The organism is Chryseobacterium sp. MEBOG07 (assembly GCF_021869745.1).
GTDB classification, from domain to species: domain Bacteria; phylum Bacteroidota; class Bacteroidia; order Flavobacteriales; family Weeksellaceae; genus Chryseobacterium; species Chryseobacterium viscerum.
In genome coordinates, this window is sequence record NZ_CP084579.1 from 625,042 (window position 1) to 647,980 (window position 22,939).

The following is a 22,939-nucleotide window of genomic DNA, read 5'->3' on the forward strand; positions in this document are numbered from 1 at the left end:
AAGCTTAAATGTCTTAAAAAAAACAGAGAGTTTATCTCTGTTTTTTTTATTCTATTACACCATAAAGAATGAATTTTCTATGAGAGTGATGATTCTGATTTTATTTATTTCAGTGAAGAAAACTCAATAAAATCATATTCGGCAGAAGAAGAGAAAAGCTGTCTGAGTACTGCTGCATGACCATTTCCTGCTATCACAAGAATTCGGTCTTCACTGTTATGAGGAATTTTTTGAATATTGCGGAACATTCTCAGATTTCTGCTGTACCAATACAATGCAAGCATATCTGCTCCATCAAACTCTCTAAGTTTAAAATCTCCGCTCAAATAGGCTCCATATCCATACTGATGACTTTCTTTAGAATTCATGTAGGTAAATGTGTCTAAAATCGATTTAAAATTTTTCGGTTCAGAGCTTTTAAAGAAAGCATTAAACTGTTCGGAGATCACATCATCACTTCTAAAATCATAATCTTGGCTGAGGTTGTTAAAAAATGTAGAATCTGTCTTCCCAAATTTTGTCTGGAGATCATTCCAGATCGATTCTGCATCTATACTGAACAGTTCTTTGATTTTTAGTTCATTGGCTATTCGCATAGCAAGCTGATAACGCTCATCTCTTTCTTCTCGGTGTTTTCCCTCACTATACTCTTTCAGTTTTTGATTTGCATTCCAGTTTGGCCAGGCTTCTATCGCAATTTTTGTAGGCTTAAACTTTTTGATGTACTCTACAAGTTCAGTAACTTCCTTTGCCGTTTTGGGAGACAACACGTCTATTTGGTCTTCTTTTTTTGTTTTATGAGCGTCAAGATTAGGATACTCAAAATGGAATGAGCCTACCACCAGGACTTTAGTCTTTGGGTTTTGAAAATAATCGGATGGCTTTTTCTGAGCAAAAATAGATGTTGATAAACATAGTAAGAAAATATAAATAAAGGTTTTCATAGTATTGCTTTTTTGTTGGTTTAAAAATTATTGTGCGCGGTTTTTTTCTTCAAAATTGACCGCTCTGTTATTTGACTTTACTTTCTGATTTCCAAAGGTGTAAGTGATGCTGAGTGTCATTCTCCTGGCATCCCAATAGTTGTCAAATGTCTGGGTGTTATCCGTAAAATACATCTCTCCTTTATATCCGGACTGTTTAAAAATATCACTCACTGAAAGATTGACCTGGAGTGCTTTTTCCACAAAACTCATTTTCACTCCGGCATCCAGGCTAGCCCTATTTCTTGAAGAAGAAAATCCATCTCTGGAAGGAAGATTATTCCAGTAGTTGACAAATAAGAGGAATGTTTTAGCTTTGTTCAGCTGGAAAGTATTGTTGAGAGAATAATAGAATGACTGTCCGCTTTTAGGAACCAAGTTAAATCTCGTAATTTGAGTCTCATTATAACTGAATGAAGTTGAGATATTGCTTTCCCAGATTTTGAAAAAAGTATCCGTATAATTGAAATTGATCCCATAATTATCCTGATTATAATAATTCTCAAACGTGCTGGTAAGGTCAATTCCGTTCAGGAATGAAATCTGGTCAAAATTATTGGTTGTTCTCTGATAATAAAGATTGGCAGAAAACTTATTTTTAAAGATATAATTGAACTCAATATTATGGTTAAAAGATGGCTGCAGGCTTGGGTTTCCGGAATAATAAGTGTTCGGATTAGAGTACCATCGGAACGGATCTAAAGCCCGGAAATAAGGACGGTTGATTCTTCGGGAATAATTAATGCTGTATTGATTGTTTTCATTGGCTTTATATGACAGATAAGCTGTCGGGAAAAACTTCCCATAATTGTTCTCAGATTTAGACGATGTAGTAGGAGAGAAACCGCTGGTTTGTGAATATTCATAACGAAGTCCTGCTTTCACAGACCATTTTTCGTCAAGATCTTTGCTGGCACTGATATAAGCGGCATAATTTTTCTCATTATACTCAAAAAGATTACTCTTAGAAGGATCTATGGTATAATTTCCATTCTTAAGATTAAAATACCCGATATCTGAATTATTGGAAAACTGACTATATTTTGCCCCGGTTTCCAGCTGAATTTTTTTGAAATTTAATGTTAAATCCCCCTGCCCGGAGTAGATCTTATAATCTACAGATGAAAGATTTCTCACGATCTGCGCTGCATTGTTGGCAAGATTTCTTGTTGTAAAATTAACCTCCGTATCAGGAAGGTTTCCATAATAATTGGCTCCGAAGTTTAGCTTGTGCTCTCCGAATTTCTGATCAAAATACAGATTCAGCATTTGGGAGGTGAAAGCAGAACGGTGTTTAGAGTCTGTACTCGTTTGTAAAGTGGGAGTATTTCCGGTGAAATAGTTTTGTGTTGAATTGATATCCATATTAGTATGCCCCTTCGTTATATCATATACCAACCCAATATTGGTATTTTTAGAAAGTGAATAATCAAAATTGGCATTCAGACCAAGCCCGTCATTCATATCCCGCCTCTCATCCCTGCTGATAGAAGAATTTTGGCCAATAATATTATATTTTTCCACTGATCTTTTATCTCCGTCATAGCCCATAAGCTTTATGGAAGTTTTAATTTTTTCATTCTGATAATTAACGCCTGCTGCACTGCTGAAGCCGGCATATGTCTTTTGAACATAGTTGGTATTCAGGTAGCCGCTCCATCCGAGATTCTGATTCTTTTTGAGAACGATATTGATAATTCCGCTGTTTCCCTGGGCTTCATATTTGGCAGGTGGAGTAGTGATCACTTCAATTTTCAGGATATTTTCTGATCGGATATTTCTTAAATAATTGATCAGCTCAGCTCCGGAAAGATTAAGCATACGGTCATTTACCATTACAGAAACTCCATTTTTGCCGGCAATGGAAAGAAGTCCTTTATTTTCATCCACCTGCAATAAGGGAGTACCAGCCAGAACTTCAGTTCCGGAACTTCCCTGCGAAAGCATAGAATTCTGAACATTGTAAACAAGACGATCCACTTTACGCTCTACCAGAACTTTTTTACCATTCACTGTAACCGCTTCGATTTTGTTGACATTGGCGGTATCTTTAGTTTGCGCTGCTGCAAAAGAAGAGATTAGGGCAGCTATAAATAGAATAGGGTTTTTCATGGTATATAATTGACAGATTATGTTGTATTTCTCTGACAAAATTAGAGGGATGTTTTTTGAGATGAAATAGCATTTAGATGAAAGGCGTGATTGTGCATATCAAAAAAGTTTCGTCGGAAAAAAACAGGTTTTTATCGAAAAGGGTTGATAAAGTATCCCTGTATAGATTTATATTTGAATATGAATAAAAAACAAATAATCTGGCTGCAGGTTTTTTATTGGAGTTTCAATTTTATAGGAAATACCATTACCCCTTATTTCTTTTTCCCTGAGAGCCGGGGATTTGAATGGTATGTACTGAACGTCACTTATTTTATTACTGAAATTTCTACTTTTTATCTTTTGTATCTGGTTATTATTCCCAAAATATTAAATCTGGATAAAATTTATTCCGCTGTTTTGGTTTTTGTGATTTCTATTTTAAGCTTTGGAGTAATTCGGTATGGAATAGAAGAGGTTTTGCTTCCTCTTACCCTTGGATTCAGGAATTATAATAAAGATACCGGACTTCTGTATTATTTGATCGATAATATTTACAACGCTTCATTGACGGTTTTCATTGCTGGAATTCTATGGATACTGGAAAAATACGGAGTGTCAGAAAATGACAAAAAACAACTTCTGATCGAAAAGAAACAGGCCGAGCTTCAGGCATTGAAAACCCAGATCAATCCTCATTTTATTTTTAATTCATTGAATAATATTTATTCCCTTGTCTATCAAAAATCTGATAAGGCACTTCCGGCGATTGAAGAACTTGGTCAGCTGTTAAGATACAGTACAAAAGACCTGGAGAAGGATTCTATTTCTTTGGATAAGGAAATTGGATATATTGACAGTTTGATTGCTTTGGAGAAACTCAGAATCAGAAATCCGGAGTTGCTGCTCATAGAAAAAGATATTCAGCATCCTCACCTGAAGATCTCACCGATGCTGCTGGTTCCTTTTGTGGAGAATGCTTTTAAACATGGTGATTTCCGTGATAAAGGTTTTGAAATGAAAATCTCAGATCAGGATAAAACCCTGCATTTTTATCTTTTAAATTTTAAAACACAGAAAATGAAAGATACAGTGTCCGGGATAGGAATCCAGAATGTGAAAAAAAGGCTGGAAATATTGTATCCCAAACATCAGCTTGAGATCAAGGATTCAGAGAAAGAATTTATTGTTGATTTAAAAATTGATTTAAAGGATGAGTAAGATAAAATGTATCATTGTAGATGATGAGCCTCTGGCAATATCCCTTTTGGAGCATTATGTAGAGAAAATACCTTTTCTTGAACTGGTTTTTTCTACAGAGAATCCAATTCTTGCGTTGGAATATCTTCAGAAGAACGATTGTGACCTCATCTTTCTGGATATTCAGATGCCTGAGCTTACGGGACTCAATTTTATGAAAATCGTAGGAGTTGATCAAAAGTATATTTTAACAACTGCTTATTCGGAATATGCCTTGGAAGGCTACGAACATAATGTTGTTGATTACCTTCTGAAACCAATCTCCTTTGAAAGATTTCAGAAGAGTGTATTGAAGGCACAAGAACGTTTTTCTTTTCCACAGGAACAAAATACCCATTTCTTTGTAAAATCCTCGGGACAAAGGTATCGCATCGGCTTCAATGAGATTCTGTATGTAGAAAGCATCAAAGACTATGTCAATATCAGGACGGAAACTGATGAGTATATCGTTCTGGATACCCTTAAATCAATGGAAAGCCAGCTTTCCGAAAGATTTGTAAGGATTCATAAGTCTTTCATTGTTAATCTTGATAAAGTCAAAAGTATTGGGGCCAAAAAAGCCATTCTTCCCGAGTATGAAATTCCCATCGGAGAAAGCTATAGAGCGGGTCTTTTGGATAAATTAAAGTAAGAATATCATAAGATTATTATAATGATTAAACCTATAAGGTTTGGAATGTTTACCAAAGTTCAACACAGAATATTTCAACACAGTTAAAATAAAAAAGACGACTTCCGATGAAGCCGTCTTTATATTAATTAATCTAACAATTAATTTTATTTTTCCTGCTTCTTAATTAGGTTAAGGGCAGAACCTGCCTTAAACCAATCAATCTGCTGATCATTGTAAGTATGGTTGGCCATGATGATGTCCTTAGTTCCGTCAGCATGAACGAATTCTAAAGTCAATTGTTTACCTGGAGCAAACTGATCAAGATCTAAGAAGTTAACCGTGTCATCTTCCTTGATTTTGTCATAGTCAGCCTCATTAGCGAAAGTGATTCCCAGCATCCCTTGTTTCTTAAGGTTGGTTTCGTGGATTCTCGCAAATGATTTTACCAATACAGCTTTCACACCAAGGTGTCTAGGCTCCATAGCTGCGTGCTCTCTTGAAGAACCTTCCCCATAGTTCTGGTCTCCTACAACGATCGTTGGAACGCCCGCTGCTTTGTAAGCTCTTTGTACAGCCGGAACTTCACCGTATTCACCGGTTAATTCGTTTTTAACTTTATTGGTTTCCATGTTGTAAGCATTTACAGCTCCAATCAACATGTTGTTTGATATATTGTCTAAGTGACCTCTGTACTTCAGCCATGGTCCAGCCATAGAGATGTGGTCAGTTGTACATTTTCCGAAAGCTTTGATCAATACTTTAGCCCCTTCAATGTTTTTACCATCCCAAGCAGGGAATTCTTCTAATAACTGAAGTCTGTCTGAGGTAGGGCTTACATTAACAACGATTTGGGAACCATCTTCTGATGGAGCCTGGTATCCGTTGTCATCTACTGCAAAACCTTTTTCAGGAAGTTCAAAACCTTTAGGCTCGTCCAGTTTTACCTGCTCACCAGCTTCGTTGGTTAAAGTATCCGTAATTGGATTAAAGTCTAATCTACCAGAGATCGCCACAGCAGCTACCATTTCAGGAGATGCTACGAAGGCGTGAGTATTTGGGTTACCGTCAGCTCTTTTTGCAAAGTTTCTGTTGAAAGAGTGAATAATAGAGTTTTTCTCTCCTTTTTCAGCACCTTCTCTGTCCCACTGCCCAATACATGGTCCACAAGCATTGGTAAAAATTCTTGCGTTTTCAAATTTTCTGAAAGAATCTAAGAAACCGTCTCTTTCCGCAGTAAATTTTACCTGCTCAGAACCTGGATTGATTCCTAATATTGCTTTAGGCTTTACTCCTTTTGATACTGCGTCCTCTACAATGGAAGCAGCTCTTGATAAATCTTCATAAGAAGAGTTGGTACAAGAACCGATAAGAGCCCACTCAACTTCTAGCGGCCATCCGTTAGCTTCAGCTTTAGCCTTGAATTCAGCAACGGGAGTCGCTAAGTCCGGAGTGAAAGGTCCGTTTAGGTGAGGAGTCAGTTCAGAAAGGTTGATTTCTATTAACTGGTCGAAATATTGTTCAGGGTTTGCGTATACTTCAGCATCACCTGTTAAGTGTTCTGCAATTGTATCAGCGGCATTTACCACATCCTGTCTTCCTGTCGCAGCAAGATACCTTCTCATAGAATCATCGTATCCGAAAGTAGAAGTCGTAGCTCCGATCTCAGCACCCATATTACATATAGTACCTTTACCGGTTGCAGAAAGAGATTCTGCACCTTCACCGAAATATTCTACGATACATCCTGTACCTCCTTTTACGGTAAGAATTCCTGCTACTTTTAAGATAACATCTTTTGCAGACGTCCATCCATTCATTTTACCGGTTAATTTTACCCCGATAAGTTTAGGCATTTTAAGCTCCCAAGCCATTCCTGCCATTACATCTACTGCATCAGCACCTCCTACACCAATAGCAACCATTCCCAGTCCTCCTGCATTTACGGTGTGAGAGTCGGTACCAATCATCATTCCTCCCGGGAAAGCATAATTCTCCAGTACAACCTGGTGAATAATACCCGCTCCTGGCTTCCAGAACCCGATTCCGTATTTATCACATACAGAGCTCAGGAAGTTGAATACCTCAGAGTTTTTGTTAATACCTTCCTGTAAATCTTTATCAGCACCTACTTTCGCCTGGATCAGGTGATCTGCGTGTGCCGTTGAAGGAACAGCAACTTTAGTTTTTCCTGCCTGCATGAACTGTAAAAGTGCCATCTGCGCAGTTGCATCCTGCATTGCTACTCTGTCTGGTGCGAAGTCTACATAAGAGTTTCCTCTTTCATATTCTTGTGTAGCATTTCCTTCCCAAAGGTGGGTGTAAAGGATTTTTTCTGAAAGGGTAAGAGGTTTTCCCACGATTTGTCTTGCCGCAGCAATTCTTTCCGGGTAACGCTCGTACACCTTTTTGATCATATCAATATCAAAAGTCATATCGTATTTTAGTTTTGTTCTTTTTCCGTGAATGCTTCTTTCTCTTATGCTGAGAAAGAAAAATCATTTTTTTATACATCAAAAAACGTTCCTATAATCCATAAATAGGGATGGTTTTGACTATAAAATTGAGAGATTTTATAACTTTCAATTTAAGAAAAAATAGATTCTATTTTCTCGGTTTTGTCGAAAAAAAATGTATTTCTCTTAAAATAGAAACATTCTAAACAAAAAAATGAAAGATTTTAAATCCTAAAGGACTAAAATCTTTCATTTATATAACATTCAATAGTCTTGCGACTTATAAATTAATTTTGTTAGTGAGCGCTTGTACTTGTCAATTCTTTAATAGAAGGTACAAACGTTGTAAGGTCAATACCTTCAACAGCCGCTTTATATTCATCGATGCTAGGGATTCTTCCAATGATAGCAGAAAGAACCACTACCGGAGTCGAAGCAAGCAGAGATTCTCCTTTTTTACGTTCAGAATCTTCAACCACTCTTCCCTGGAAAAGACGAGTAGAAGTTGCCAATACAGTATCTCCTTTAGCTGCTTTTTCCTGGTTACCCATACAAAGGTTACATCCGGGACGCTCTAAGTACATTACGTTTTTGTATTCAACACGAGCTTCTCCTTTTGGAGTATTGTCATCAAATTCAAAAGCTGAATATTTCTCTAATACTTCCCAGTCTCCTTCTGCCTTTAGCTCGTCAATGATGTTATAAGTAGGTGCCGCTACTACAAGAGGAGCATTGAATTCTACTTTTCCTTGTTGTTTTTCAAGGTTCTTAAGCATTTGAGAAACAATCTTAAGATCTCCTTTGTGAACCATACAAGATCCTACGAAACCAAGATCTACTTTTTTCTCACCTCCATAGTAAGAAAGATCTCTGATGGTATCGTGAGTATATCTCTTAGAAACATCTTCGTTGTTTACATCCGGGTCAGCAATCATAGGTTCTACGATGATGTCAAGATCTACAACTACTTCAGCATAATATTTAGCATTTGCATCCGGATTTAACGCTGGTTTTTCACCAGATCTTATTTCAGCAATTCTCTTGTCTGCTTTATCAATTAATCCTTGAAGAACCTGATTGTGATTATCCATACCTTTATCAATCATAATCTGGATTCTGCTTTTTGCAATTTCCAATGATTCGATCAAAGTATTGTCTTCAGAAATGTTGATAGAAGCTTTTGCTTTCATCTCAGCAGTCCAGTCTGTAAATGTAAATGCCTGGTCAGCAGGTAACGTTCCGATATGAACCTCAATGATTCTACCCTGGAATACGTTTTCACCACCAAATTGCTTCAACATCTGAGCTTGGGTTGCATGAACTACATCACGGAAATCCATGTGTTCTTTCATGTTTCCTTTGAAGGTTACTTTCACAGATTCAGGGATAGGCATAGAAGCTTCACCTGTAGCTAATGCAAGAGCAACGGTTCCTGAGTCAGCTCCGAAAGCTACTCCTTTCGACATCCTTGTGTGAGAGTCACCACCAATAATAATCGCCCACTCATCTACCGTAATGTCGTTAAGAACTTTGTGGATTACGTCCGTCATCGCGTGGTATTCACCTTTAGGGTCACGAGCTGTAATCAAACCGAATTCATTCATGAATTTCATCAGTTTAGGAATGTTAGCCTGAGCTTTTTTATCCCATACTGAAGCAGTGTGACATCCTGACTGATAAGCACCGTCAACAATTGGAGAGATCACTGTCGCTGCCATTGATTCAAGCTCCTGAGAAGTCATCAAACCTGTTGTGTCCTGAGATCCAACAATATTTACCTGTACACGAACGTCTGAACCTGCGTGTAATACTTTTCCTGGAGTAGTTCCTACTGCATTTCTGTTGAAGATTTTTTCTACAGCAGTAAGTCCTTGTCCTTCGTGAGAAATTTCTTTTGATGGAGCAAATACAGCAGGAGCTTCAATTCCTAAAAGCTGAGCTGCAAATGTCTGTAGCTTCTTACCGAATACGATAGCGTAAGACCCACCCGCTTTGATGAATTCCATCTTTTGTGGTGTGAAAGACTTCGTAAGGTCGATAAGCTCTTTATCTCCGTTATATAATTTCTTTTCTTTTGTATTAATTGTTAAAACAGTTCCTGTAGCTACTGAATAAGCTTCTTCAAGAACTACATCACCATTTTCGTTACGAATAGGGTTTCCGTTTTCGTCTACTTTCTTCACCCAGTTTTTAAGATCGATACCAATACCTCCGGTAACGTCAACTGTTGTAAGAAAAATTGGAGAAATACCATTTGTTCCTGCTACAATTGGAGCAATGTTTACAAAAGGTACATATGGGCTTGCCTGCTTACCTGTCCAAAGAGCAACATTATTTACTCCTGACATTCTAGAAGAACCTACTCCCATTGTTCCTTTTTCTGCGATAAGCATTACGCTTGCATCAGGATGCTGTGCCTGTAAAGCTTTAATTTCTTCCTGAGCCTGAGGCGTAATCATACATTTACCGTGAAGTTCACGGTCAGAACGGGAGTGAGCCTGGTTACCCGGAGAAAGTAAATCGGTTGAGATATCTCCTTCACCAGCGATAAAAGTAACTACTTTTATTTCTTCTGCAGCTTCTGGCAGTTTTGTGAAAAATTCAGCCTGTGCATAGCTTTCAAGAATTTCTTTTGCGATTTCATTACCGCTTTCGAATGCTTCTTTCAAACGGGTAGTGTCTGCCTCATAAAGGAAAACCTGTGTCTTAAGGACATTTGCTGCTTCTTTTGAAGTAGCAGGATTGTTACCCAAAGCTAGATCAAGCAATACTTCAATGGAAGGACCTCCTTTCATGTGAGATAATAACTCAAATGCATAAGCCGGAGAGATTTCTTCTACTACGGATTCACCAAGGATGATTTCCTTTAAAAATTTAGCTTTTACCCCCGCAGCACTTGTCGTTCCAGGCAGTGTATTGTAAATAAAAAAGTTAAGAGAATCTGCTCGATATTCGTTACCTGAATCTTTAATTTGCGTAATGATTTCGCTTAGTAATTCAGCACCATCGATTGGCTTTGGATGAAGCCCTTGGGTTTTTCTTTCTTCAATTTCTTTGATGTAATCCTTATAAATATTCATAATAGAAGTCTTTCAATATTAAAGGTAGATTAAAATATTTGTTTATAAGGTGACTTCTTTACCGGCTTGTATAAAAAATACAATAATAACATTTTGATTTCTTGCATCTTAATGGGCAACATGAACCGGGGCTAAAGTCAAAATAATCTACGCTTTTTTAAAAGTTTTAAAATTATTAAACAATTCAAAATGTTCCCCAAAATTACGAAATTTTACTATTTTATAAGAATGAAATTATTTAGATTCTTTATAAATATGAATTTTATAATATCTATTTTTGGGCGTATTTTTGTAAACGATATGGTGAATATGAAAAATATCCTGAATGTTTTGTGCTTTTTTGTTTCGGTTTTCGTTTTCTCACAGGCCAAATCTGTGAAGAAAACACCCGTGGGAAAAGGGACTAAGACCACGATGAAAAAAGGGATTACAACGAATAAACCTAATCCTGATTTGGTAATTATCAATAAAGATATCCCTGTTTTGATTCCTAAAAAGAAAGGGGTTAGTTTTGGATATGTGAATCAAAATGGAAAATTTATCATTCAGCCGGAATATCATATTGCTGTATTTTTTTATGAAGACTGCAATCTTTTGAACTCTCCAAATGAAAAAATCAGAAAATTTGGGACAAAAGACTATGCGACAGTAGAAAAAGAGATGATCTCTTACCGTGTAGATCAATCAGGAAAGAGAGTTTACCAGTTCAAAGAAGCAGATTTTGGAAAATGTAAATTTGAAGAATATAAACAGCAGTTATTTCAGGCCTATATTCTGAATGGCTTTTATGGGATCATTGAAAAGTCAAAGTTTGTCAATGCTGCAGATTACAGACAGTTTCAGATCTATCCTCAATATCAGTACCTGTTCATACTGGAAGGGGATGATGTATCCAATCCAATGATTATCGCTTCCAATAATGATAAATTTGGAGTGATTGATGTTCATAATAAAGTCATTATTCCTTTTGAATATGCCAATATTAAAAGAAATTTCAGCTGGAAACTGGGTAAAATGTTTGAAGTGACAAAAGATGGGTCAAATTACTACTACATTGATGCAAATAACAAAACCTACTAAAGAATTATAAATGATGAATGATGAATGATGAATGATTCATTTGATAACTCCTATTTTCCAGAATGTTTTTCAGTCTCAGAAACCCAATATCACCAAGCTGACAGCCTGAATCTTATCGTTGATATCCATTCGTCCATATCTCATATATTTTTTGTAATTTTGCGGCTGAAATAAAGGGGTGCTTTAACAGGCTGAGATTATACCCAATGAACCTGGAACAGGTAATGCTGTTTAGGGACGTAGACTTTACTAAAGGTCTAATCTGTATAATATCTTATTGATCCCCTTTTATTCATTAAATGTTAAAGATTTATAGAATGAAAGGATTATTTTTTTTAGGGCTCACTGTAGGCTCTGTAGCCTTTATACAGGCTCAACAAAAGGACTCCCTGAAAATCAGGGAAATTGAAGCGGTCAGTTTTACCAAGAGACTTCCTGTTGCTAAGGAAATTATCAATGTTCAGAAAGATTTAGATGGAAGAAACTTGGGGCAGGATCTTCCTATCCTTTTAAAAAATCAAACTTCCATCATTTCCACTTCAGATGCGGGAAATGGAGTAGGATATACTGGTTTTAGAATTCGTGGAGTATCAGGATCAGCAATTAATGTAATGATGAACGGTGTTCCTTACAATGATTCTGAAAGCCAGGGAACGTTTTTCGTCAATGTTCCGGACTTAACAAGTTCTGCATCACAGATTGTTATTCAAAGAGGAGTAGGGACTTCCAATAATGGGGTTTCTGCCTTTGGGGCAAGTATCAATGTGATTTCAAGAGAGCCGGAAGAAAAGTTTTATTTTAAAACTGATGATAGCTATGGTTCTTTTAATACCTATAAATATTCAGCAGAGGCGGGTTCTGGTAAATTCTGGAAGAATCGTCTTTCTGTAATGGGAAGATATACCCGTATTCACTCTGATGGATATATAGACAGAGCTTCATCAGATTTGCATTCTTATAATTTTACAGCTTTGTTTGAAGAAGGGAAAACGAAATTACGTTTAATGGCTTTTGGAGGAAAAGAAAAAACCTATCAGGCCTGGAACGGGATCAGTAGAGAAGTCTGGGAAACAAATCCAAGATTCAACAATTCTGGGGCAATTAAGGATATCAATGGGAACGTTACAGGTTTCTATGATAACGAAACAGATAACTACAGACAGAATCATTATCAGTTGCTTTGGGAACAAAAATTTGATGACCGTTGGAACTTAGAAACTACTTTTCATTACACCAAAGGAAAAGGATATTACGAAAATTACAAACAGAGAAGTTCTTTCTCAAAATATAATCTGCCTGACATTATAGAGGGCGGGCAGACCATTAAAAAATCAGATTTTATCAGAAAAAAATGGCTGAATAATGATTTTTACGGTGTTGTTTCAACGCTTTACGGTAAGTTTGAAAACCTTGATTTAAACTTTGGAGCAGTTGCTAATCAGTACTATGGAAGGCATTACGGAAACGTTACCGGAGTGTTTTATCCGCAGATTGACGAAAGTGAATATTACAGAAATCGTTCTGTGAAGAATGAAGTTTCTGGTTTTGCTAAAGCGTTGTTCAGAATGGAAAATTTTGAATTCTTCGGTGATGTACAGCTTAGAAGCATCAATTATAACACTAAGATTCTAATGGCAGGAGATGGGGAAGGAGCCGATTTGGATAAAAACTGGCTGTTCTTTAATCCAAAAGCTGGGGTGAATTATAAAATCAACGGTGGAAAGATATTCTTATCCTATGCCCATGCCCATAGAGAACCAAACAGAGATGACATCATGGCCAACAATGATGTTAAGCCCGAAAAGCTTCATGATTTTGAAGCCGGTCTGGAAAAACAGTTTGGATTTTTATCCTTAACAGCGAATGTCTATTATATGTACTATGCTAATCAATTGGTTTTGAATGGCCAACTTAATAATGTGGGGGCATTTATCAGGACCAATTCAGGAAAGAGCTACAGAAGAGGAGTTGAAATAGGAGCACTGGCAAAACTATCCAAACAATGGGAAGTTTCAGGAAATCTAACGGTAAGCCAGAACAGAAATCAGGATTTTAATATCGAAGTTGGGGATGCACCGGTAAGTTTGGGAAATACTCAGATTTCATTTTCTCCGAATATGATTGCTAATTTGGGCGTGAAGTTTAATCCAACCCGAAATTTCCAGTTTGCTTTAATGAACCAATATGTTGGAAAACAGTATATAGATAATACGGAAGATAAAAACTTAGAGCTTAAAGATTATTTTCTTACCGACTTTAATGCGCAGTACCAGTTTAAAATTGGTAACAATGATATTGCATTAAAATTGTTGGTGAATAACCTGTTCAATAAAAAATATGTGAACAATGGTTCTATTAATGATGAAGGGAATCCTTTATACTTTTCACAGGCAGGAACTAACTTTATGTTCGGAATAAGCTGGAAAATTCAATAGTATTTCATGAAATTTTTAACTTGTTTTTTTAAAATAATGATATATAATAAATTGAAGACCACAAATGTGGTCTTTTTTTTCATTATGTAGAGATTTATGTTTTGATCTGATCTCCAAAATAATATATTTGTAGACTTAATATTAAAAAAACAAGATGAAAAAAATTTATTCATTGGTAGTGCTATTTCTTTTTACCACTATCGTCATGGCGCAGGTACAGGTTACTGTAGAAAGTCCGGGAGTTTGCAAAATAACATACGGAAGTACAAATGATTTTTCCCTGTACGATCCGGGATTTGGAACTCCTACGTTTTACGTCCATTTATGGGTTGATCAGAATAATAATTCACAGAACATTTTATTTGAAGACTCGTGGAGCAATTCAAATGTGACTATGAATTGGGATTCTTCAGCTAATGCTTATGTAGGATTTGTAAACCTTAATAACAAACTGTTTACAAATACCAATAATGTGATGGCGCCGGGAACAACAGTGTCTCAGATCAGTTTTGTCTTTAAAGACCAGCAAAACGGTGCTACAAAGCAATCTGGTAATACCTCAGTATTTGTCAATACAACAACTCTGGGAACGCTTGCAGTTTTAGATGCTAAAGCTGATAAGATAAAATCTTTCGTTGCAGAAGGGAAATTATATACTTCTGAAAAAGGAAATCTTCAGCTCATTATTTATGACTTTAGTGGTAAACTTATTAAAAAAGAGAATGTAAGGTCTTATGGAAGTCCAATAGATTTGAGTATTTTCCAGAAAGGGAATTATATTTTACATCTTTCTGATATCAATGTGAAAGAGATAATTAAGTTCAAATACTAAATCATTAATAACTCAAAAAATTAAGACTGCTCCGGCAGTCTTTTTTATATCCGTTAAATATCTTAAAAAGTCATGAAAAAGTTATAAATTTGCTGCCAAATGAATATTTCAGCATACATTTTAGAATATTTAAAACAATTTGGAACTGCCACGGTTCCAGGCTTTGGGGTATTTTCACTGAAAAATTCTAAGGCAATTATCAATTCCGAAAATGGGAGTATCCTACCTCCAGCCAGTCAGATTGAATTGACAATAGACTACGAAGTACAGACTGAAGATCTTACTGCCTTTATTGCAGAACAAAAACAGATGTCCCTGGAAGCTTCCAGAAGTGACCTGAAAATTCAGACAGATTTTTGGAAGAAAAAACTTCAGGCTGAGCAGGTTCTTGAAATTCAAAACCTCGGGACAGTCTTCATTGAAGAAGGACATACCCATTTCAAAGGAAAAAGGATAGAATCCGGACACCCGGACTTCTATGGATTGGAAGAAATTAGATTTTCAGATATCAATAACGGGGAAAAGGTAAATACTTCCGTCAACCGCGAAAAAGATTTTAAGTTCAAGAAAACGATTCTATGGATTTTCCTTCTGATAATTCCGGTTCTGGGAATTCTATATCTGGCATTTACCCAGCAGGAACTTCTTTTTGGGAAGAAATCTTTCGATAAGGTTTCTGTGCAGACTTCTACCCACAGAATTGTAAAAGATACCATTAAGATAATGGCTCATACTCCTGAAGCACCTGTTTCAGATTCTTTGAAAAAAGATTCACTTGTAAAACCTGCCGCAAAAGCAATACAATCTGCTCCGGCTGTTCCAAACAACACTAAGACTAAATGGCAAAAATAAAAAAAGCGTCAGAATCTCTGACCATTATGACCAATATCGTTCTTCCGAACGAAACCAATTCTTTAAGAAATCTTTTTGGTGGTGAGCTTTTAGCAAAAATGGACCGTTGTGCGTCTATTTCTGCAGCAAGACACTGCGAAAGAAGAGTAGTAACAGCATCTGTAAACCACGTATCTTTCAACCATCCGATTCCTGAAGGAGGAGTAGTGGTGTTGGAATCCAAAGTTTCCAGAGCATTCTCTACTTCTATGGAAGTGTATGTAGATGTATGGTTGGATGACCCAATCAATCAGAAGAAAATTCATACCAATGCCGGTATTTATACTTTCGTGGCTGTAGATGAATTCAACCGTCCAATTCCTATTCCAGAAATGATTCCTGAAACAGAAGAGGAAAAAGAAAGATTTGCTGCGGCATTCCGTAGAAAAGAACTTTCATTGATTCTTTCCGGAAGAATGAAACCTCTGGAATCTGTAGAGCTTAAGAAATTATTCCAGGAGCCACAGGAGTCTAAGAAAGACAAGAAATAAGAATCTTGTAAACACAAAAAACACAAATGTTTGGCACGAATTTTCACAAATGGTTTCTGCCACATAAAATGAAAAAATAATTAAATGGATATTTCAGAAAATGATATATCAAAAATTGTTTATGAATCAGGATATTTGGTTCATAAAGTTTTAGGGCCGGGACTTTTGGAAAGTGCTTATGAAGAATGCCTGTTTTATGAATTAAATAAGCATGATCTTCTTGTAGAAAGGCAAAAGCCAATGCCATTAATCTATGATGAGGTGAAGTTAGATGTTGGTTATAGGCTTGACTTTCTGATTGATAAAAAATTTGTACTGGAAATAAAATCTGTGGAGTCATTACATGATATTCACCTGGCACAAATACTTACCTATCTCCGCTTAAGCCATTGTAAGCTTGGAATGTTGATCAACTTCAATACAATTCAATTTAAAAATGGTGTAAAAAGAGTTATCAATGGAATATTATAACTTGTGTTATTTGTGAAATAAATTAGTGTCATTTGTGTTTGAACTATGAAAATACTTCTTTTAGATAAAAATCATCCTCTTATTACCGAGCAGCTTTTGGCTCAAAATTTTATTTTGGAAGAGGATTTTACTTCGTCCTATGATGAGGTTTGTGGTAAAATTGAGAATTACGATGGGATTATCATCAGAAGCCGTATTCCATTAGACAAAAACTTTCTGGAAAAAGGGAAGAACCTGAAGTTTATTGCAAGAGTAGGCGCCGGTATGGAAAATATTGATATTCCTGTTGCTGAAAAGCTGGGCATCCAATTGATCAATTCTCCGGAAGGAAACAGAGATTCCGTGGCAGAACATGTGGTAGGAATGCTGCTTGTCATCATGAACAGGCTTTTTATTGCTTCTCAGGAAGTGAAAAATGGTATCTGGCAGCGTGAAGAAAACAGGGGAGATGAGTTACTGGGAAAAACAATAGGATTGATAGGATATGGAAATATGGGGAAAGCAACTGCCAAAAGACTTTCCGGATTCGGATGTAAAGTGGTCTTCCATGATATACTTCCCGGTCTTTCAGATGAATATGGAACACAGGTTTCTCTGGAGGAGCTGAAGCAGTCTGCAGAGGTTATAAGTTTGCATATTCCTTTGACTTCGGAAACTCATTATCTTATTGATGAAACATTCATCGCAGAAATGAAAAACGACTTTTATTTTGTGAATACAGCAAGAGGAAAGAATGTGAAAACTAAAAGTTTAGTAGAAGCATTGAAATCAGGAAAAGTAAAAGGCACCTGTCTGGATGTATTGGAATACGAAAAGTCTTCTTTCGAGAATATTGAAGTAGAAAATGAAGACTTAAAATACCTTCTTGAATCTGAAAAAGCAATCGTAACGCCTCATATTGCTGGCTGGACTCATCAGAGTAAAGAAAAGCTGGCTCAGTTTATTGTAGACAAAATTGTAGCTTCATATTGTTAGACTAACGAGCTAAGAAAGCTGAGGAGGTAAATTGGTAAGTTTACTTATTTGCTTCCTTTGCCCTCTTTTTTATTTCACATTTTAGCCGTTTCACCTTTTCAAAATTTTACTTTTCCGCTTATTTATGTTAAATAATTCATAATGTCCCTCTCTTATTTATTATTTATTTTCGAGTTTTATTAAATTGCCGCTCATTTTGAATCTCATGACGACGCGTAATTTTATACTTATCTTAACTGTTCTTTTATCAATATTTTCTTGTAAAAAAAAGACTGAAGCTAAAGATGTTTCAGCTGAAAATACGACCAATCTTCCTAACTATGGAGATGTGGACCTCGGAAGTGTTTTCACAAAAGGCGATGGCCAGCTTTTGAATAGACAGACAACAGTAAATTATATAGATCAGTATTATAAGAAAATTTGGGAAGGAAGCGACCTTAGCGGTGGAATTCTTGTGGCTAAAGGAGATGAAATTCTCTATGAAAATTACAGAGGTTTCGGAAGAGAAGGAAACCAGATGCCGATTGATAAAAATACCCCTTTGCACGTAGCGTCAGTTTCAAAAACTTTGACGGCAATGGCGATGATGAAGCTGGTAGAGGCTGGAAAAATAAAACTTACCGATCACCTTACCCAGTTTTTTCCAGGATTCCCTTATCCGAATGTTACCGTTCAGACTTTACTGGATCAAAGAAGCGGTCTTCCGAAATACGAATATTTTATTACTAAAATACAGCCTGCTCCGGCAGAAATATCCAAGCCGTTTATTACCAATCAGGATGTATTGGACATGATTATCAAATATAAACCTGATCTGGCGAGAGATACAGATACAGGATTTATGTATTGCAATACAAACTTTGCTTTATTGGCTTTGTTGATTGAAAAAGTGACCAAAACTCCTTTTCCGCAAGCGATGAAAGAAATGGTTTTCACTCCGTTGAAAATGACTCATACTTACATCTTCCAGGAAAAAGATATTCCTACGGCTTCGCAGTCTTTCTACTATGGAGCAAACAAGCTTTACCCTCTGGATAGACTTGATCTTATTTATGGTGATAAAAATGTATACACAACACCAAGAGACTTATATAATTTTTCAAAAGCAATGTTTTCAAAAAACTTCCTGAAACCCGAATTGATGCAGATGGTATTTACCCCTTATAGCAATGAAAAGATGGGAATGAATAATTATGGACTCGGATTCAGAATGAAAATATTTGATAACGGAGAAAAGCTGACGTATCACAATGGATGGTGGCATGGGACCAACTCGGTATTTGCCCACCTTTTAAAATCGAAAGTGACCATTGTTGCGATTGGAAATAAATATTCAAACAAAGTATATACAGCCCTTGCATTGTCAGGATTATTCGAGGATTTCCCTTTACAAAAGGAGAAGCTTCATACAGTTATGAACGACAATAAAGATACTTTGAATTCCGGACAGGAAGTTTTTGGAGAATAATGTTTACTTTTGCTTAAACATTTTCATGAAAAGGTTTCTTTTATTATTCGTTATCTGTTTTCTTGTACACTCATGTGCAAGAGTAGGATCTCCTGTCGGAGGGCCTAAAGATACTCTGGCACCCAAATTTTTAAGCGCAAACATTGATACCACAAGAATTAATGTTAAAAAAGATATTCACGAACTCCGTCTGGATTTTGATGAGTATGTGACATTGAAGGATATCAATAAAAACCTGATTATTTCGCCGCCTATTAAAAATATAACAAGGATTCTTCCTTCCAATATTGCCAATAAATTTGTACTGATCCAATGGACAGATACGCTTCAGGCCAATACAACTTATAATTTCAATTTCGGAAATTCAATTGTAGATAATAACGAGTCGAACATATTGAGGTATTTCAATTTTGCTTTTTCTACAGGAGATAAACTGGATGATCTTTATATCAGCGGTGAGGTAAGAGATGCGTTCGATATCAAAAAGAAGACGACAACAACAACTGAAAATAAGCTGGTAGTTGGGCTGTATCAGGTAAAAGATACGATGGATTATAAGAAAAAGCCTTACTATATCACCAAGGTAGATGAAGATGGATATTATGAATTAAACTATCTGACCCCTGGAAAGTATAAAATCATAGCTTTTGATGACGAGAACGGGAATTCTATGTATGATCCTGGAAAAGAAAAGGTTGGATTTCAAAAAGATCCTGTAGATATTGAAAAGTCTATTTCTGGGTTGAACTTAAAGGTATATCCTTCCAAAAAGCCTGTGAAGTATGCAGAGATGAAAGAAATTGCAGGAGGTATTTTAATGACATTTGAAGGTCATCCGGATGAAGTAAAAGTTCAGTCGTTGAATGAAAAATTAAAGGACATCAAAATAATGCACAATCCAAAATCCGACTCTGTGAGAATATGGTTTGATGCGGTAAAAGATGATGTGGGGCAGACAGCCAACGAAAAACTCACATTTACTCATAATAAAGGGATAAAAAAAGACAGTGCCTACAGCGTTTCTTTATTTTACAAATACAATAAGAAAAATGCGATGGATGTCTTTAGTGATAACGACGGAACTTCACTGGCTCCAAAAGCAGACTTAAAAATTGCATCAAACTATATCGTAGATAAAATTGATCCTTCAAAATGGACATTAAAAATTAAAGGAGACAGCTTAACAACGTTACCATTCACCGCTAAAATTTCAGAAACTAACCCTTACCAAATCCATGTTCAATCGGATTTTGTGATGGGGAAAAGTTATGAACTTACTGTTCCTAAGGAAACCGTATCTTCATTCTACGCAAAAAATACCCAATCAAAACGTTTCGATTTTGATATTGCTAAAGTAGATCAGTTTGGAAGTGTTGAATTCACTATTCAGAATGCTCCGGCTACCAGTTACTGGATCCAGCTGGTAGATTCTTCCGATAAAATAGCATATCAGAAATACTTAAAAGGAAATAATGTAAAGTTTGATATTCTAAAACCGGGAGAATACATTGTAAGAATACTGGTTGATAACAATGAAAACAAATATTGGGACGAAGCTGATTTTGCGAATGATATTTTCGCCGAAGATGCATATATTTTCTATAAAAAATTAATCGTCAGAGGATTGTGGGAAACAAGAGAAGATTGGGATTTGAAGGATACCAGAACTCTTGATAGTCCTAAAGGAACAACAACCAATTCAGCACCGTCTTCTACTTCTACTTCAGTGCCAGAAACTTCTGTACCTGCTGCGCCTGCTGAAGTGAAGCAACCGCTGAAAAAAGAATTTAAATCCGGTAATGCCGTTCTAACTCCGGCAAAGTAAGCAAAAAAGATGGCTAAGAAAATCATATTTTGGATATTGGTGGGCTTTGCCCTTATTCAGTTTGTTCCTATTGACAGGACTAATCAACCTGTTGATTCTGCCAAGAACTTCGTCGTTGCAAAGAAAACCCCCGAAAAGATAGCAACACTGCTTAAAAATGCATGCTATGACTGTCATTCCAATGAAACAGTCTATCCGAAATATGCTTTTATTGCCCCTGTGTCATGGTCGGTAAAAAGCCATGTGAATGAAGGCCGCGAACATATTAATTTTTCTACCTGGGAAACATATAATAAGGATTTAAAGGAAAGTATGCTTACTAAGGTTGTTCAGACTATCCAAAACAAGACTATGCCAATGCCGGGATATATTGTCTATCATAAAGAAGCCAACCTTTCAGAGGCGGAAAGAGCATTGCTGATTCAGTATTTTGAAGAAATGCTGAAGAATAAAACCTATTAATTTACATCATAAAAAAACTCTCGCAGATTTTACAGATCCAGCAGATGATTGTGTTTTCCAATCTGCTCAATTTGCAAAATCTACGAGAGAATATATTACAAAAATTATTTCTTTAAATACCTCTCAAAAAATCTCTTCTGAGAATCAAAAGCAATATCTTCAAGATTGAGATCCTGTAAAGGAATCCAAACCGCTTCTGAGATCTCAGAGAGCTCAAGATTTACCTCAAACTTTTCCGAAACAGTATACTCATAAAAGAGATCGATTGTATTGTAGTCAATTTCTTTGTATTCATAAATATTCGGAAGGCTGGTAAGGTATTTCAGTTTTGAAATATCAATATCAAGCTGAAGTTCTTCAAAAAGTTCTCTTTTACAGGTTTCTTCTGCACTTTCTTTAGGGTCAACAAATCCTCCGGCAAGATCAAGTTTCCCCTTCTTAGGGTCTCTGTTTCTTCTGGTAAGATAAATTTCGTCACCACATCTGATGACAACCGCTACAGCGCCTGCCACGTTGTTATACAGGGTAAAACCACATTCCGGACAGCTCCATTTTTTTTCGCCGTCCCAATGTAGAGTTTCTTTGCCACAGCTTGGACAATATTTCAATAGTTTCATTGAGCAATATTAATATTTCTCGGGTGATAACTTAAAATAACATCCCTTAATTCTTCTGTTTTCAGATGCGTATAGATTTCCGTTGTGGTAATACTGGAATGTCCCAGCATTTCCTGAATATAACGTAAATCTGCCCCATTCTGTAATAAATGGGTGGCAAAAGAATGTCTGAAGGTGTGTGGAGATATTTTTTGTTAACCCCAGCTTTATCTGTAAGTTCTTTAATAATAAGAAATACGATTACTCTGGACATCGATGTTCCACGGCTGTTCAAAAACAGGGTGTCTTCATATTTCTTATTGATTTTACCTTTTGAACGTACCTCCTTGATATAATTTTCAAGCAAATCAGCGGTATAATCGGCCAAAGGAACAAAACGGGTTTTGTTTCCTTTTCCGTGTACCTTGATGTATTGCTCTTTAAAGTTGATATTGGAGATCTTCAGATCAATCAGTTCGGAAACACGAAGCCCGCAGCCATATAGAACCTCTATAATGGAGTGGTTTCTTTTTCCGAGATCGGTATTCATCTCAATAGCAGCAATAATTTTGTTGATATCAGTAAGGCTTAAGGTATCAGGTAGATATAGTCCCAATTTAGGACCTTCAAGTAGCGTTGCAGGGTTGTCTTCTCGATACTCATCCTCTAGCAGAAATTTGAAAAACGCTTTGATGGAAGATATCCATCTTGCTTGCGATCTCTCACTGAATTTCTGTTTGGAAAGATTGAAAATGTATTCCTGCAGGTTCTCGTAACCGATAGAATCTGGACCGACGTTTGCCAGATCTTCTTCTGCGTAATCTTTTAATTTCTTAATGTCCCGAACATAGGCGTCGAGTGTGTTTTCTGAAAAATTTCTTTCGAAACGAAGAAATATTTCAAAATCTTTGATCTTTTCATCCCAAGTCATTT

17 protein-coding genes and 1 pseudogene are annotated in these 22,939 nt (G+C 36.3%); 12 read left to right on the forward strand and 6 right to left on the reverse strand.

The genetic code is table 11. The features are described 5' to 3' along the window. Positions 1 to 104: 104 nt before the first annotated feature. Complete coding sequence (locus tag LF886_RS02910) at positions 105 to 944, reverse strand: DUF5694 domain-containing protein (RefSeq protein WP_236852652.1); 840 nt, start codon at positions 942 to 944, stop codon at positions 105 to 107. A gap of 27 nt (positions 945 to 971) precedes the next feature. Then, entirely contained in the window at positions 972 to 3,095 is a 2,124-nt protein-coding gene (locus tag LF886_RS02915) for an outer membrane beta-barrel family protein (protein ID WP_236852653.1), read from the reverse strand. A 180-nt stretch (positions 3,096 to 3,275) separates the two neighbouring features. Between LF886_RS02915 and LF886_RS02920 the strand changes: the two genes are divergently transcribed. Both LF886_RS02920 and LF886_RS02925 read left to right on the forward strand, forming a co-directional pair. Next, complete coding sequence (locus tag LF886_RS02920) at positions 3,276 to 4,295, forward strand: sensor histidine kinase (protein ID WP_236852654.1); 1,020 nt, start codon at positions 3,276 to 3,278, stop codon at positions 4,293 to 4,295. Next, positions 4,288 to 4,965 carry a LytR/AlgR family response regulator transcription factor gene (locus LF886_RS02925; RefSeq protein WP_236852655.1) on the forward strand — a complete coding sequence of 226 codons (678 nt, stop codon included), beginning with the start codon at positions 4,288 to 4,290 and terminating at the stop codon, positions 4,963 to 4,965. Before LF886_RS02920 ends, LF886_RS02925 begins: the two co-directional genes overlap by 8 nt. A gap of 146 nt (positions 4,966 to 5,111) precedes the next feature. Here the strand turns inward: LF886_RS02925 and LF886_RS02930 are convergent, their stop codons facing one another. Together LF886_RS02930 and LF886_RS02935 are read right to left on the reverse strand one after the other, a co-directional pair. Continuing rightward, complete coding sequence (locus LF886_RS02930) at positions 5,112 to 7,379, reverse strand: aconitate hydratase (protein WP_236852656.1); 2,268 nt, start codon at positions 7,377 to 7,379, stop codon at positions 5,112 to 5,114. Between the two features lie 317 nt (positions 7,380 to 7,696). Next, complete coding sequence (locus tag LF886_RS02935; RefSeq protein WP_236852657.1) at positions 7,697 to 10,480, reverse strand: bifunctional aconitate hydratase 2/2-methylisocitrate dehydratase; 2,784 nt, start codon at positions 10,478 to 10,480, stop codon at positions 7,697 to 7,699. A gap of 255 nt (positions 10,481 to 10,735) precedes the next feature. On the opposite strand from LF886_RS02935, the gene LF886_RS02940 reads away from it, so the two are divergent. From LF886_RS02940 to LF886_RS02985, 10 genes are all read left to right on the forward strand, one after another. Further along, the gene (locus LF886_RS02940; RefSeq protein WP_236852658.1) at positions 10,736 to 11,560 is read left to right on the forward strand and encodes a WG repeat-containing protein; all 825 of its coding nucleotides are present in this window, start codon (positions 10,736 to 10,738) and stop codon (positions 11,558 to 11,560) included. A gap of 317 nt (positions 11,561 to 11,877) precedes the next feature. Continuing rightward, on the forward strand, positions 11,878 to 13,995 hold the full coding sequence (locus LF886_RS02945) for a TonB-dependent receptor (RefSeq protein WP_236852659.1): 2,118 nt from the start codon (positions 11,878 to 11,880) through the stop codon (positions 13,993 to 13,995). Between the two features lie 154 nt (positions 13,996 to 14,149). Beyond that, entirely contained in the window at positions 14,150 to 14,827 is a 678-nt protein-coding gene (locus LF886_RS02950; RefSeq protein ID WP_236852660.1) for a T9SS type A sorting domain-containing protein, read from the forward strand. Positions 14,828 to 14,926: 99 nt separating this feature from the next. After that, complete coding sequence (locus LF886_RS02955; protein ID WP_236852661.1) at positions 14,927 to 15,679, forward strand: hypothetical protein; 753 nt, start codon at positions 14,927 to 14,929, stop codon at positions 15,677 to 15,679. Beyond that, entirely contained in the window at positions 15,667 to 16,209 is a 543-nt protein-coding gene (locus tag LF886_RS02960; RefSeq protein ID WP_034692538.1) for an acyl-CoA thioesterase, read from the forward strand. Before LF886_RS02955 ends, LF886_RS02960 begins: the two co-directional genes overlap by 13 nt. Before the next feature lie 90 nt (positions 16,210 to 16,299). Beyond that, positions 16,300 to 16,680, forward strand: coding sequence for a GxxExxY protein (locus LF886_RS02965; protein WP_236854286.1), 381 nt, complete (start codon positions 16,300 to 16,302; stop codon positions 16,678 to 16,680). Positions 16,681 to 16,725: 45 nt separating this feature from the next. After that, entirely contained in the window at positions 16,726 to 17,655 is a 930-nt protein-coding gene (locus tag LF886_RS02970; protein WP_236852662.1) for a 2-hydroxyacid dehydrogenase, read from the forward strand. 205 nt (positions 17,656 to 17,860) lie between these two features. Continuing rightward, positions 17,861 to 19,123 carry a serine hydrolase domain-containing protein gene (locus LF886_RS02975; protein WP_236852663.1) on the forward strand — a complete coding sequence of 421 codons (1,263 nt, stop codon included), beginning with the start codon at positions 17,861 to 17,863 and terminating at the stop codon, positions 19,121 to 19,123. 25 nt (positions 19,124 to 19,148) lie between these two features. Beyond that, positions 19,149 to 20,948: an Ig-like domain-containing protein gene (locus LF886_RS02980; protein WP_236852664.1), complete on the forward strand. Its 1,800-nt coding sequence runs from the start codon at positions 19,149 to 19,151 to the stop codon at positions 20,946 to 20,948. Positions 20,949 to 20,957: 9 nt separating this feature from the next. Next, positions 20,958 to 21,410 (forward strand): heme-binding domain-containing protein, encoded by a 453-nt coding sequence (locus LF886_RS02985; RefSeq protein ID WP_124535761.1) that lies wholly within the window; start codon positions 20,958 to 20,960, stop codon positions 21,408 to 21,410. Between the two features lie 104 nt (positions 21,411 to 21,514). On the opposite strand, the gene LF886_RS02990 is transcribed toward LF886_RS02985, so the two are convergent. Together LF886_RS02990 and xerD are read right to left on the reverse strand one after the other, a co-directional pair. After that, positions 21,515 to 22,027, reverse strand: coding sequence for an NUDIX hydrolase (locus tag LF886_RS02990; protein ID WP_152290480.1), 513 nt, complete (start codon positions 22,025 to 22,027; stop codon positions 21,515 to 21,517). Next, positions 22,024 to 22,937: pseudogene (gene xerD, locus LF886_RS02995) on the reverse strand (site-specific tyrosine recombinase XerD). Before xerD ends, LF886_RS02990 begins: the two are co-directional and overlap by 4 nt. Positions 22,938 to 22,939: the final 2 nt, after the last annotated feature.

What these genes read in the sequence shown, in the direction of transcription:
- LF886_RS02910 (WP_236852652.1), bottom strand. Translation starts at nt 944, where the DNA reads ATGAAAACCTTTATTTATATTTTCTTACTATGTTTATCAACATCTATT.
- LF886_RS02915 (WP_236852653.1), bottom strand. Translation starts at nt 3,095, where the DNA reads ATGAAAAACCCTATTCTATTTATAGCTGCCCTAATCTCTTCTTTTGCA.
- LF886_RS02920 (WP_236852654.1), top strand. Translation starts at nt 3,276, where the DNA reads ATGAATAAAAAACAAATAATCTGGCTGCAGGTTTTTTATTGGAGTTTC.
- LF886_RS02925 (WP_236852655.1), top strand. Translation starts at nt 4,288, where the DNA reads ATGAGTAAGATAAAATGTATCATTGTAGATGATGAGCCTCTGGCAATA.
- LF886_RS02930 (WP_236852656.1), bottom strand. Translation starts at nt 7,379, where the DNA reads ATGACTTTTGATATTGATATGATCAAAAAGGTGTACGAGCGTTACCCG.
- LF886_RS02935 (WP_236852657.1), bottom strand. Translation starts at nt 10,480, where the DNA reads ATGAATATTTATAAGGATTACATCAAAGAAATTGAAGAAAGAAAAACC.
- LF886_RS02940 (WP_236852658.1), top strand. Translation starts at nt 10,736, where the DNA reads ATGAATTTTATAATATCTATTTTTGGGCGTATTTTTGTAAACGATATG.
- LF886_RS02945 (WP_236852659.1), top strand. Translation starts at nt 11,878, where the DNA reads ATGAAAGGATTATTTTTTTTAGGGCTCACTGTAGGCTCTGTAGCCTTT.
- LF886_RS02950 (WP_236852660.1), top strand. Translation starts at nt 14,150, where the DNA reads ATGAAAAAAATTTATTCATTGGTAGTGCTATTTCTTTTTACCACTATC.
- LF886_RS02955 (WP_236852661.1), top strand. Translation starts at nt 14,927, where the DNA reads ATGAATATTTCAGCATACATTTTAGAATATTTAAAACAATTTGGAACT.
- LF886_RS02960 (WP_034692538.1), top strand. Translation starts at nt 15,667, where the DNA reads ATGGCAAAAATAAAAAAAGCGTCAGAATCTCTGACCATTATGACCAAT.
- LF886_RS02970 (WP_236852662.1), top strand. Translation starts at nt 16,726, where the DNA reads ATGAAAATACTTCTTTTAGATAAAAATCATCCTCTTATTACCGAGCAG.
- LF886_RS02975 (WP_236852663.1), top strand. Translation starts at nt 17,861, where the DNA reads ATGACGACGCGTAATTTTATACTTATCTTAACTGTTCTTTTATCAATA.
- LF886_RS02980 (WP_236852664.1), top strand. Translation starts at nt 19,149, where the DNA reads ATGAAAAGGTTTCTTTTATTATTCGTTATCTGTTTTCTTGTACACTCA.
- LF886_RS02985 (WP_124535761.1), top strand. Translation starts at nt 20,958, where the DNA reads ATGGCTAAGAAAATCATATTTTGGATATTGGTGGGCTTTGCCCTTATT.
- LF886_RS02990 (WP_152290480.1), bottom strand. Translation starts at nt 22,027, where the DNA reads ATGAAACTATTGAAATATTGTCCAAGCTGTGGCAAAGAAACTCTACAT.